The organism is Burkholderia pulmonis (assembly GCF_984667975.1).
The window spans coordinates 2551717-2564198 of sequence record NZ_OZ480187.1 but is presented as its reverse complement, the minus strand read 5'-3'; the positions used below and the strand labels follow the sequence as shown (position 1 = coordinate 2564198).

General features: G+C 67.2%; 11 protein-coding genes. 5 read left to right on the top strand and 6 right to left on the bottom strand.

Going from position 1 to position 12482, the window contains the following annotated elements; all coding sequences use genetic code 11:
* Window positions 1-21: 21 nt before the first annotated feature.
* Window positions 22-942, bottom strand: a complete 921-nt coding sequence (locus tag AC5LXK_RS28160; RefSeq protein WP_493391920.1) for a LysR substrate-binding domain-containing protein — start codon at window positions 940-942, stop codon at window positions 22-24.
* Between the two features lie 108 nt (window positions 943-1050).
* On the opposite strand from AC5LXK_RS28160, the gene AC5LXK_RS28155 reads away from it, so the two are divergent.
* Together AC5LXK_RS28155 and AC5LXK_RS28150 are read left to right on the top strand one after the other, a co-directional pair.
* A complete protein-coding gene (locus AC5LXK_RS28155; RefSeq protein WP_493391919.1) occupies window positions 1051-2133 on the top strand; it encodes a tartrate dehydrogenase in 1083 nt (360 codons plus the stop codon).
* A gap of 174 nt (window positions 2134-2307) precedes the next feature.
* A complete protein-coding gene (locus AC5LXK_RS28150) occupies window positions 2308-3618 on the top strand; it encodes an MFS transporter (protein WP_493391918.1) in 1311 nt (436 codons plus the stop codon).
* Window positions 3619-3699: 81 nt separating this feature from the next.
* On the opposite strand, the gene AC5LXK_RS28145 is transcribed toward AC5LXK_RS28150, so the two are convergent.
* The 5 genes from AC5LXK_RS28145 to AC5LXK_RS28125 form a co-directional block, all read right to left on the bottom strand.
* Window positions 3700-4494, bottom strand: coding sequence for a polysaccharide lyase family 7 protein (locus AC5LXK_RS28145; protein WP_493391917.1), 795 nt, complete (start codon window positions 4492-4494; stop codon window positions 3700-3702).
* Window positions 4495-4648: 154 nt separating this feature from the next.
* Window positions 4649-5146, bottom strand: a complete 498-nt coding sequence (locus AC5LXK_RS28140) for a nucleoside/nucleotide kinase family protein (protein WP_493391916.1) — start codon at window positions 5144-5146, stop codon at window positions 4649-4651.
* A gap of 210 nt (window positions 5147-5356) precedes the next feature.
* Complete coding sequence (gene argG / locus AC5LXK_RS28135) at window positions 5357-6691, bottom strand: argininosuccinate synthase (RefSeq protein ID WP_493391915.1); 1335 nt, start codon at window positions 6689-6691, stop codon at window positions 5357-5359.
* A 329-nt stretch (window positions 6692-7020) separates the two neighbouring features.
* On the bottom strand, window positions 7021-8079 hold the full coding sequence (locus AC5LXK_RS28130) for an FUSC family protein (protein WP_493391914.1): 1059 nt from the start codon (window positions 8077-8079) through the stop codon (window positions 7021-7023).
* Window positions 8080-8231: 152 nt separating this feature from the next.
* Window positions 8232-9764: a sensor domain-containing diguanylate cyclase gene (locus AC5LXK_RS28125; protein WP_493391913.1), complete on the bottom strand. Its 1533-nt coding sequence runs from the start codon at window positions 9762-9764 to the stop codon at window positions 8232-8234.
* Here AC5LXK_RS28125 and AC5LXK_RS28120 point away from each other — a divergent pair.
* The 3 genes from AC5LXK_RS28120 to AC5LXK_RS28110 all read left to right on the top strand — a co-directional run bounded on the left by AC5LXK_RS28120 (window position 9703) and on the right by AC5LXK_RS28110 (window position 12396).
* Window positions 9703-9918 (top strand): hypothetical protein, encoded by a 216-nt coding sequence (locus AC5LXK_RS28120; protein WP_493394100.1) that lies wholly within the window; start codon window positions 9703-9705, stop codon window positions 9916-9918. The two genes, AC5LXK_RS28125 and AC5LXK_RS28120, sit on opposite strands and share 62 nt — an antisense overlap.
* 432 nt (window positions 9919-10350) lie before the next feature.
* Window positions 10351-11883: an amino acid permease gene (locus AC5LXK_RS28115; protein WP_493391912.1), complete on the top strand. Its 1533-nt coding sequence runs from the start codon at window positions 10351-10353 to the stop codon at window positions 11881-11883.
* Window positions 11884-12150: 267 nt separating this feature from the next.
* Entirely contained in the window at window positions 12151-12396 is a 246-nt protein-coding gene (locus AC5LXK_RS28110; protein ID WP_493391911.1) for a DUF3717 domain-containing protein, read from the top strand.
* Window positions 12397-12482: the final 86 nt, after the last annotated feature.

The window sequence follows — 12482 nt, the reverse complement described above, 5'->3', positions numbered from 1 at the left end:
GGCGGCGTGGCCGCCACCGCGTTACGCGCCTTTCAGGCGCCCCAGTTCTTCCGCCAGAAAATCGACGAACGCGCGAATCCGCGTGGACATCTGGTGACGCTGCGCATATACCGCGTAGATATCGGCGCTCGGCGTTTCATGATCGGGCAACACGACGACCAGGCGGCCATCCGCGAGGTAGTCGCGCAGATCCCATTCCGCACGCATCAGGATGCCGTGCCCGTCGAGCGCCCACTTCACCGCGATCTCGCCGTCGTTCGTCGTCAGGTTGCCGTTGATCCGAACGGCTTCCGTGTGGCGTGCCGCGCCGCGCCCGCTCGTCAGGCGCCAGATTCCATACCCCTCGTCGCCTTGCCGGATGCCGATGCAGTTGTGCCGCGTCAGGTCGTGCGGCGTGCCGGGTGTGCCGTGCCGCGCGAGATACGCGGGCGTTGCGCACAGCAGCCGCCGGTTCGGCGCGAGCCGCCGCGCGACGACGCGCGTGTCGGGCGGCTCGCCGAAGCGGATGCACACGTCGAACGCGTCGTCGGTGAGCGGCGGCGGCATCACCGACAGCTGCAGCTGCACCGTCACCTCCGGATAGCGCGCGACGAAACGCGAGATCGCGGGGCCGACGTGGCTGCGCCCGAATCCGAGCGTCGCATTCACGCGCAGCAGCCCTTTCGGGCGCTGCTTCGCGCTGCCGAGCAGCTCGCCGAGTTCGTCCATCTGGTCGAGGATCCGGCGCGCGTAGTCGAGATACACGTCGCCTTCAGGCGTCAGCATCATCCGCCGCGTCGTGCGGTTGACGAGCGTCACGCCCGCGCGCCGCTCCATCTGCGTGAGCCGCTTGCTGACGGCCGCCGCGGTCAGCCCGAGTTCGCGCGCGGCCGCGCTCAGGCTGCCCGACGCGGCCAGCGTCGAGAAGAAGCCGAGATCGGCCGGCTGGACGGTATCCGCCATGACGGGATTCGTGAATTTAAGTTAAAGATGCTTTGAGTATAGCCCCGGTTTCTACATTGCTGGTTCGGTAAAGTGCGTTCACGCTCACGATCAATCGAGGATCTCCGCATGAAGACCTACCGTATCGCAACGATTCCCGGCGACGGCATCGGCAAGGAAGTGGTGCCGGCCGGCAAGCAGGTGCTGGAAGCGCTGGCTCGCGGCAGCGACCGTTTTGCCTTCGAGTTCGAGGATTTCGACTGGGGCGCCGACTACTACCGCCAGCACGGCGCGATGATGCCGGCCGACGGCCTCGACGCGCTGCGTGGCAAGGACGCGATCCTGTTCGGCTCGGCGGGCGATCCGGACGTGCCTGACCACGTGACGCTGTGGGGGCTGCGCCTGAAGATCTGCCAGGGCTTCGACCAGTACGCGAACGTGCGCCCGACGCGCATCCTGCCGGGCATCGACGCGCCGCTGAAGCGCTGCGGGCCGGACGACCTGAACTGGGTGATCGTCCGCGAGAACTCCGAAGGCGAATATGCGGGCGTCGGCGGCCGCGTGCACCAGGGCCATCCGATCGAGGCCGCGACCGACGTGTCGATCCTCACGCGCGCCGGCGTCGAACGCATCATGCGTTTCGCGTTCCGGCTCGCGCAGTCGCGGCCGCGCAAGCTGCTGACCGTGATCACGAAGAGCAATGCGCAGCGGCACGCGATGGTGATGTGGGACGAGATCGCGAAGCAGATTGCGCAGGAATTCCCCGACGTCACGTGGGACAAGGAGCTCGTCGACGCGGCGACCGCGCGCATGGTCAACCGGCCGGCTTCGCTCGACACGATCGTCGCGACCAACCTGCACGCGGACATCCTCAGCGATCTCGCCGCCGCACTCGCCGGCAGCCTCGGCATCGCGCCGACCGGCAACATCGATCCCGAGCGCCGCTATCCGTCGATGTTCGAACCGATCCACGGTTCCGCATTCGACATCATGGGCAAGGGGCTCGCGAATCCGGTCGGCACGTTCTGGTCGGTCGTGATGCTGCTCGAGCATCTCGGCGAGACGGGTGCGGCCGCGCGCGTGATGCAGGCGATCGAGGCCGTGACGGCCGACCCGTCGCTGCATACGCGTGACCTCGGCGGCAGCGCGACGACCGCGCAGGTGACGGCGGCTGTTTGCGAGCGCGTCGCGCACGCGGCGGTCGCGGCCTGACGACCCGGCGGGCGGCGCGCAAGCGTCAAGCGGCGCACGGCCGGTTCATCGCCCCGGACTTTCCTGCCCGAGACTCGCGCATCCGACGCGAGCCGGGCGCCGGCCGCCTGCTTCATCGTGGCGCCGGCGAGCATTCACAGACAGAGCACGGCTCGACCTCGAAGGAGGAGACACATGCAAGCGGATCTGGAAACCCGCGTCGCGCGGAAACTGATGTGGCGCATCATTCCGTTCGTGATGCTGCTTTACTTCGTCAGCTTTCTCGATCGCGTCAATGTCGGCTTCGCCGCGATGACGATGAACAAGGCGATCGGCCTGTCGCCGACCGCGTTCGGGTTCGGCGGCGGCCTGTTCTTCATCGGCTACTTCCTGTTCGAAGTGCCGTCCAACCTGATCCTCCACCGTGTCGGCGCGCGCATCTGGATCGCACGCGTGATGATCACGTGGGGGATCGTGTCGGCCGTCTCCGCGTTCGCGGCCGGGCCGACGAGCTTCTACGTGCTGCGCTTCCTGCTCGGCATGGCCGAAGCCGGATTCTTCCCCGGCATCATCCTGTACCTGAGCCTGTGGTTCCCCGCGAAGCAGCGGGCGGTCGCCGCCGCGTGGTTCATGGCGGCCGCGCCGATCTCGACTGCGATCGGCTCGCCGCTGTCGGGCGCGATCATGCAGATGCCGCCGATGTTCGGGCTCGCCGACTGGCAGATGCTGTACGTCGTCGAAGCGCTGCCGGCGGTCGTGCTCGGTTTCGTCGTGCTGAAGTGCCTGACCGATTCGCCGTCGAAGGCCGCGTGGCTGCGGGCCGACGAGCGCGACTGGCTGATCGCGAAGCTGAAAACGGAAGCCGACGCGCGTCACACGCATGCGGGGCACACGGCCGGCGCGTGGCAGGCGCTGCGCGATCCGCGTGTCCTGGCGCTCGCGCTGATCTATTTCGGCACGTCGGCGGGGCTCTATACGCTCGGACTGTGGGCGCCGCTGATGGTCAGGCAGTTCGGCTTCACCGCGCTGCAGACCGGCTTGCTGACCGGCATCCCGAGCATCGCCGCGGTGGTTGCGATGATCGTGTGGGCGCGGCATTCGGATCGCACCGGCGAGCGCACGTGGCACGTCGTGATTCCATGCGTGCTCGCGTGCATCGGCTTCGTGTTCGCGGGGCAGGCGAGTACCGCGTTGCTGACCGTGCTCGCGCTGGTGGTCGTCAACATCGGGATCAGCGCCGCGAAGGCGCCGTTGTGGGCGATGCCGAGCGCGTTCCTGTCCGGCGCCGGCGCGGCGGCGGGGATCGCGATGATCAACTCGATCGGCAATCTCGGCGGGTTCGTCGGGCCGTTCGCGATCGGCTGGCTGAAGCATGTGACGGGCGGGTACGCGGCGGGGCTCTACGTGGTGGCCGGCACGCTCGCGGTGTCGGCAATCGTCACGCTGATGCTGAGTCGCAAGAGTGCGAGGGAAGCGGTCGTGCCGGGCGTGCGGCATCACTCGTAAGCGCGGGATGTGTGCGAACAAGCCGGGCGGATACGCGTTACGCGCCCGCCCGGCTTCATGCGTCGCGACGTGCGATCAACTTCAGCTGTGCGTGAGCGTCAGCGCGTAGAACTTCACGACAGTGCCGGGCGTCGTCAGCGGCGTGCCGGACACGGCCGTCTGGTCGTAGTCGCCCGCCTTGAAGTAGAAGCTCTCGCCGTCGAAGCTCGAATCCATCGTGAAGGTCTTGGTCGTGCCGTTCGCGGTGACGGTGATCGTCGTACCGCTCAGGCTCATCGCGTAGCTGAACTTCTTGCCGACACCGACCGTCGTGATCGGCGTGGTCGTCGACTTGCCGCCCTGGTTGGTGCTTTCGAGCAGCAGCTGCACGACGCCGCCGGACGTGAATTGCAGTTCGCACAGCGGCTTGCTCGGGCCGGTGCCCTGGAAGATCTGGCCGATCGTCGTGTGATCGGGTACCTGCGTGACGGCCACCGTCGCATTCAGCCGGTTGGTGCCGGAGGTCGGCCAGATCGCGTTCTCGCGCAGCTCCGTGCGAGGATGCAGCGAGCCCGACGTCGTCCAGCCTTGCGTCGGGTCCATCATCACCATCGAGCCGTCGCTGCCGTCCGTGTAGAAATACGTCGGGTTCACGTAGCCGCCCGCGAGCGACGAGCCGCTCACCGTGTCGACCTTGCCGGACGAGCCGGTCGGCAACTGCAGCGTGAACGGCGCGAGGTTGAAGTTCGACCCGGGCGGGTTCGACGGGCTGAGCGCCATCGCGGTGGCCTGTTGAAGTGCAGCGGCGGCCGGGCTGGCCGGGTCGTCACCGCCGCAGGCGGACAGGAATGCAACGGACAGAACGGCGACGACGCACGGGATGATCCTGTTCTTCATGGTGTCTCTCTCTGATGGTCCGTGGCGGGGCGCCACGTCGTGGATAACGTTTTCCTTCCTGGGTTGATTGTGCCGTGTGATGCCGGCATGCAGCGAGCGCAACTCGCCGATTGGCGCCGACGTGCGTGCGCGGATGCCGGTGCAGGTGCAGGCGCTACGCCGCCGTCGCCGCGAGCTTCTGCACGATCCGCGCCGCACATGCATCGGGCGTCGCACCGGACGTATCCAGCACCATCTGGCTGAACGGTCGCGACGCATAGCCTTCGCGATACATCTCGGCGATCCGGTTGCGCTCCCAGTCGGTCAGCGCACGCGAGCCGCGATTCGACGCTGCGATCGCTTCGGGCGGCGCGAGCGTGACGACGAACAGCCGCGCATCACGCGCCGCGCACGCGGCGCGCAGCCGTTCGAATTCCGCTTCGCCGATCGGATAGGCGATGACCAGATGACGCTCGCGCGCATCGGCGATTTGCGTGACGAGGCGCTCGAGCGCGATCGCCCACTGCACGTCGAACGGCGCATCTTCAGGCGCATCGTGATCGTCGCCGTCGATGAAGCGCGCATCGGGCAGTGCGCGTGCGAGCGCGAGGCCGATCGTCGTCTTGCCGCTGTTGATCGGGCCGTTCAGGTGGATGACGGTCAGGGTGGTCATGAGTCAACGAAGCAATCGAACGACTCGCAGCTTGCCACGACTGGCGCGGCGGTGCAGTGCCGTTGGCGCGTCACGGTGTGATGCGTTTGCGGAGGGGGAAAGCGGGAGAGGGGGAGGAGCGGCAGGCTGAGTGCATGAAGAGGCATGACACACGCAACCTGCCCGACCGTGCCGCATGCAGCGATGCGGCACGGCGTCGAGCGAAACGACTTACTTGTCGTCGCCCTTGATCTGCGGCAGCGCCGACGTTTCACCCGGCGTCAGCAGCCCGACTTGCGAGTACACGCGCAGCTTGTCGCGCGTATCGGTGATGTCGAGGTTGCGCATCGTCAACTGGCCGATCCGGTCGCGCGGCGAGAACGTCGACGCCACCTTCTCCATCGACAGGCGTTCCGGCTGGTACGTGAGGTTCGGCGACTTCGTGCTCAGGATCGAGTAGTCGTTGCCGCGGCGCAGTTCGATCTTCACTTCGCCGGTGATCGCGCGTGCGACCCAGCGTTGTGCCGTCTCGCGCAGCATGATCGCCTGCGGGTCGAACCAGCGGCCCTGGTACAGCAGGCGGCCGAGGCGGCGGCCGTTCTCGCGGTATTGCTCGATCGTGTCTTCGTTGTGGATGCCGGTGACGAGACGCTCGTATGCGATGTACAGCAGCGCGAGGCCCGGGGCTTCGTAGATGCCGCGGCTCTTCGCCTCGATGATGCGGTTCTCGATCTGGTCGCTCATGCCGAGGCCGTGGCGGCCGCCGATGCGGTTCGCTTCCAGCAGCAGCTCGACCGGGTCGGCGAACTCGATGCCGTTCAGCGCGACCGGCTGGCCGGCTTCGAAGCGCACCGTCACTTCTTCGGCGGCGATCTTCACGTCGTCGCGCCAGAACGCGACGCCCATGATCGGGTTCACGATCTTGATGCCGCTTTCGAGGCTTTCCAGATCCTTCGCTTCGTGCGTCGCGCCGAGCAGGTTCGAATCGGTCGAATAGGCCTTCTCGGCCGACATCTTGTACGCGAAGCCGGCCTGGTTCATGAATTCGGACATTTCGGCACGGCCGCCGAGCTCGTCGATGAACGTCTGGTCGAGCCACGGCTTGTAGATCTTCAGATCCGGGTTCACGAGCAGGCCGTAGCGGTAGAAGCGCTCGATGTCGTTGCCCTTGTACGTGCTGCCGTCGCCCCAGATGTTGACGCCGTCTTCCTTCATCGCGGCGACGAGCATCGTGCCCGTCACGGCGCGGCCGATCGGCGTCGTGTTGAAGTACGTGACGCCGGCCGTCGTGATGTGGAACGCGCCGCTTTGCAGCGCTGCGATGCCTTCGGCGACGAGCTGCGCGCGGCAGTCGATCAGGCGGGCGCCGGCTGCGCCGTATTCGATCGCGCGTTTCGGGATCGCGTCGTAATCGTCTTCGTCGGGCTGGCCGAGGTTCGCCGTGTATGTGTACGGGACGGCGCCCTTCAGTTTCATCCAGTGCAGCGCGGCGCTGGTGTCCAGGCCGCCGGAGAAGGCGATACCGACCTTCTGGCCGGTCGGGAGGCTTTCGAGAATCGTGCTCATAGGAATTACCGTGGATTTGAAGCCGGTGGGATCGTATTTCGCGGAATATGCGAGTATCGGCTGTCCGGGAAGTTGGGGCAAGGGCTGATTTTCGTGCGAAACCGTCGTCGGGCCTGTCGCGGCGGGCCTGACGGGCGGTGAGCCAGGTGGAGAACGCCGCACGAAACGGCGCGGAATCACGGCCGGATCAGGGCGGGACCGACACGATCGCGGGCCGGGATACAGGGCCGGATCGGCCGGTGCGCCCGGCTGCTGCCAGCGGGATGCAGGGTCGTTGCGACGAAAGGAAAACGAAAGCATGGCGCGTGAAGCCTGGCATCCCGCGAACCTCAGATATTCCACGACTGCGCGGTGTCGAGCAGCTTCTCGCGCAACTGATCGACTTCGCCGGCCAGCTTGGCCGTGATCGACACGTAGCCGGACAACTGCGGCGGCGGCGTGTCGTGCAGCGGGTCGACCGGCCGGCGTCGCGCGGCGAGCCGGCTCGGCGTGCCGAACTTGAGCGCGCGGCTCGCGCCGACCAGCGTGTCGCGGATCCGCCGGTTCAACGTCTTCATCTCGACGCGCATGTATTCGCGGGCCGCCACGTCGTCGCGGGCCGGCACCGCGCTCGACAGGATCTCGAGATAGCCGATGCACAGGCGCAGGCTGCGCTGGATCGCCTCGAGCTGCGTCATCGACGTCTCGCATTCCTTCGACACCGACGGCATCAGCGAGCGCAGCTGCACGAGCAGCGTGCTCAGCGCGGCCATCTCCTTCAGGTGCGCGTCGTCGCTGATCCGGCGGTCGCCCGCGAGCCGCGCATGCACGGCCGCGCACGCGCGCAGCGCGTCGGCGAGCTTGTAGCGCCACGAGTAGGTCGCGTAGAGCGGCAGTGCGAACGAGAACGCCAGCGCGATCGCGATGCCGGTCAGCACGTTCACCGCGCGCCACAGGCCGTCGACGATCTCGTTGTCGCCGTGCCCGGCGACGATCACCATCGTGATCGCCGACAGCAGCGCGATGTAGCCGGCCTTGCCGATTGCGTGATACGCGCAGAAGCCGCACGCGACGGCCATCAGCAGGTAGATCGCGACGGGCGCGTGCACGACGGAATACAGCAGGATCAGCCCGAGCCCCGCGAGCGCGCCGATCGACGTGCCGAGCGCGCGCTCGGCCGCCTTCTTGCGGATGTTGCCGTGGTGTTGCAGCCCGCCGACGACGATCAGCACGGTGATCGTCGACCACTCGCCGTGCGGCACGCGCAGGCCGGTGGACAGCGCGATCGACACGAGAATCGCGAGCGCGACGCGTGCCGCATGGATCAGCTTCGCGTGCCGGTAGCGGCGGTACGGGTCGAGCAGCGGGCGCAGCGCGTTGCGCAGCAGGGTAGGGAGCGGGGCGGTCATGGCGGAGCGGGAGTGGCCGGAACGCGCACGGCGGCCCGCGCGGGCCGGCGCCGCGCCGCATGCGCAGCAGACGTAACGCTAGCCGAACGCGCGCGGGCTGTCCACGGCGCGGCAGGCCGTCGCGTCCGGTCGCGACGCATCACGGCGTCACGTCACGCGTCGGCCGTGCTCGGCTGCGCGTCCAGCACGCGGTTGCGGCCGGCGGACTTCGCGCGGTACAGCGCTTCGTCGGCGCGCCGCAGCAGCGTCGCCGCGTTCACCCGGCCGTCGGCGGCGGTGGCCGTGCCGATGCTGGCCGTGACGCGCCCGTACGGGCTCTTCACGTGTTCGATGCCGAGCCCCGCGATCGCGCGCCGGATGCCTTCGGCGACGGTGAACGCGCCTTGGGCGTCGGTGTCGGGCAGCGTGACGACGAATTCCTCGCCGCCGTAGCGCGCGACGTGATCGCTGTTGCGTCGCAGGCAGCGCGACGCGGATTGCGCGACCCGGCGCAGCACGTCGTCGCCGGCCGGGTGGCCGTAGTAGTCGTTGAATGCCTTGAAGTGATCGACGTCGACGAACAGCACGGACAGCGGGCGGCCGCTGCGCGCTGCGCGCTGCGTCTCCTTCGCGAGCACCGTGTCGAACGTGCCGCGGTTGTCGAGGCCCGTCAGCGAATCGGTATGCGCGAGCCGGTACAGCTTCGATTCGGCGATCTGCCGGCGCTTCAGCTCGCGCGACAGCGCCAGCGAGCCCCACGCGATGAATCCGGTGAACAGGCCCATCAGCACGACGGTCCAGACCGCGCGGTGGTGCCACGACGCGTAGATGTCGATCTCCGCGGGCGCGACGTCGACGATCAGCGGCAGGCCGGCGAGATGCTTGTAGACATAGATGCGCCGGACGCCGTCGATGGCGCCGACGCCGGTCAGCTCGCCGTTGCTGCTGCGCAGCGACTCGATGAACAGCGGCGAATCGTGCAGGTCGAGGCCGACCACGTGCGTGTCGTACGGCAGGCGCGACACCAGGGGGCCGCTGTCCTCGATGATCGCCGCGCTGCCGTGCCGGCCGACGGCGAGGCCGTCGAGCAGCGCGCGGAAGTAGTCGACGCTGAGCGTACCGACGACGATGCCGCCGAAGGTGCCGTCGGGCCGGTTGATCCGGCGGCTCAGCGCGATCGTCAGTGCGCCGCCGCGCAGCCGGGATGCGTAGGGCCGGCTGATGTAGAGGCCCTGCACGAGCCGGTCGCGGTGCACGGCGAAATAGTCGCGGTCGGCGAAATTGCCCTGCCGCGGGGGCGATGCGCTCGAATCGATCAGGATATTGCCGTGCGGATCCATCACGAAAATCGAGCCGAGATACTCGCCGGTCGCCGCGCGGTCGAACAGCAGGCGGTGGCGCTGGCGCGGCGGCAATGCCATCAGTTCCGGATCGGCGACGCCGTCGACGACGTTTTGCAGCGACAAATCGTAGAGTTCGATATTGCGCGCGATATCGCGTTCGATCAGCAGCATCAGGTTGCGCGCATTTTCGACCGCATGGTCATACGCGTCGCGTCGCGCTTCGATTAATAGCGACGTGGAAAGTCCCCAACTGAACATCAGCAGGACGATGCCCGCAACGAGTACGCCGCGGGGCGACAGAATGCGTGCCACGATCGACGCGGTATGGCGACGCAGCGTGGCGGGCAGCGGGAATGACTTCATCCTCGGGGGCGGCGGGCGGCGGATAGTCGCGTCGTTGGCGGTTCCGCGCGCTGATTATTTCGAATTAAACCGCATTATCTCGCGAATTCCTGAATTTCGCGTGCGCATGCAAAACATGCATGCGGATCCGGCGATTCGAAACGGTTACGCATGATTACCGCAATGCGCGCGGGTGATTTGATTTGAATCAATTACCAGTGTCGGTCTTTTTGTCTGATTAATGGTGTGTGGTTCGGTCGATTTTTCGTATTGAAGCGGTAATTGGCGGATCGGGACAGGATTGCGTGTTGCCCGGCTGCAATGAAAGGCGAATAACCCCGTATTAATCATGGTTTTTGCAGCAGCAGACGGCGGCGGCCGGGCCGATGCGGCCAACCCGTTGATTCTCCGAAATCTCCCGGGCGCCGACGGGCGTGCCGACCTGAACTGCCCCCATGGCGAATCAGGTAGAATCCGCGCTTCGCCGCAGGCGCCCGCCGCGCAACGCGTATCGGGGCCGCATCGAATGCATCGCAGGACGCCCACCGCGCTCCGATCCCGCATGCGCCGGCAACGGATGCCGGCCCGCTCAACGTTCGTCTCGTTTATGTCCGCCATTCCGAATTCCGACCCACCCGGTTCGTCCGCGAACCCACCCAAGCTTCATCGCGCGCTGAAGGCGCGCCACCTGACGATGATCGCCATCGGCGGCTCGATCGGCACGGGCCTGTTCGTCGCGTCCGGCGCGTCGATCTCGCAGGCCGGCCCCGGCGGCGCGATGGTCGCGTACATGCTGATCGGCCTGATGGTCTACTTCCTGATGACGAGCCTCGGCGAAATGGCCGCGTTCATGCCGGTGTCGGGCTCGTTCGCGACGTACGGCGCGAAATACGTGGACGAAGGCTTCGGCTTCGCGCTCGGCTGGAACTACTGGTACAACTGGGCCGTGACGATCGCGGTGGAACTCGTCGCCGCGCAGCTCGTGATGCACTACTGGTTTCCGGACGTGCCGGGCGTGTGGTGGAGCGCGGCCTTCCTCGGCGTGATGTTCCTGCTCAACGCGCTCACCGTGCGCGGCTTCGGCGAAGCCGAATACTGGTTCGCGCTGATCAAGGTCGTCACCGTGGTCGCGTTCATCGGCGTCGGCCTGCTGATGATCTTCGGCATTCTGAAGGGCGCGCCGAGCAATGGCTGGGGCAACCTGACGATCGGCGATGCGCCGTTCGCGGGTGGCCTGCCGGCGCTGATGGGCGTCGCGATGATCGCGGGCTTCTCGTTCCAGGGCACCGAGCTGATCGGCGTCGCGGCCGGCGAATCGGAGAACCCGCGCACGACGATTCCGCGCGCGGTGCGCCAGGTGTTCTGGCGCATTCTGCTGTTCTACGTGTTCGCGATCTTCGTGATCGGCGTGCTGATTCCCTATACCGACCCGAACCTGCTGAAGACGGACGTGACCGACATCGGCGTGAGCCCGTTCACGCTCGTGTTCCGCCACGCGGGCCTGGCCTTTGCGGCCGGCGTGATGAACGCGGTGATCCTGACGGCCGTGCTGTCGGCCGGCAACTCGGGCATGTACGCGTCGACGCGGATGCTCTACACGCTCGCGACCGAAGGCCGGGCGCCGAAGCTGTTCGCGAAGCTGTCGCCCGGCGGCGTGCCGCGCAACGCGCTGTACGCGACCACCGCTGTCGGCGCGCTGTGCTTCTTCACGTCGCTGTACGGCGACAAGACCGTGTACCTGTGGCTGCTGAACACGTCGGGGATGACGGGCTTCATCGCATGGCTCGGCATCGCGGTCAGCCACTACCGGTTCCGCAAGGGCTACGTGAAGCAGGGTTATTCGCTCGACCAGTTGCCGTACCAGTCGAAGTGGTTCCCGTTCGGCCCGCTGTTCGCGTTCGTGCTGTGTCTCGTGATCGCGCTCGGCCAGGATTACCAGGCGTTCCTCGCGAACCGGATCGACTGGGCCGGCGTGGCCGCGACCTATGTCGGCATTCCGCTGTTCCTCGTCGTGTGGCTCAGCTTCCGGTTCCTGAAGAAGAGCCACTTCGTGCGCTACGAAGACATGGAAATCGCGCCGTGGATCGCCGCGAGCCGCAACGCGCGGCAGCCGGTGGAGAACCGCGAAACCGCGGGCTGACCCACGCGCGGCAAGCGGCCGCGCGACAGTCGGCGAAACGACGGGAAGCCTTGCGCTTCCCGTTTTTTTTGCCCGGCTTTTGCCTGCGCGGGGTCAAAGCCGGTTATATTGCCCGACCCTACCGGGCCACGGCCCGGCCGGCGCGACAGGCGCGGCGCGGATCGGCATCCGGCGCACGCGACGCGCGGCGGCCGGCACAAGGCCCGGCGTTTTCATCGTTCCATCCGGGCCGGCACGGCCCGCGGAGCGCGCAACCCAGAGGAATCCATGAGCGCATCACCCGCCGAGCGGAAGGCCGGACCCGTTTCCATCGTGCGACTCGAAGCCGCGATCAATGCGTGGCGCGAAGTGTACCCGCCGGCGCCGGACGGCGAGGACGGCTACGCGCTCGACGCCGGCAGCAACTGCCTCGCCGAACTGTACGGCACGATGATCTGCTACCAGTTGCCGGACGTGCCGCTCGATTCGCTGAGCAACGAGCAGCGCGACGCGCTGTACGCGACCGAGGTGTGATGCGCGGCCGCGACGCCGCTGCGGTAGGGCGGCGATGAAACGACGGGAAGCTCGCGGGCTTCCCGTTTTGCTTTGGGGGCACGCAG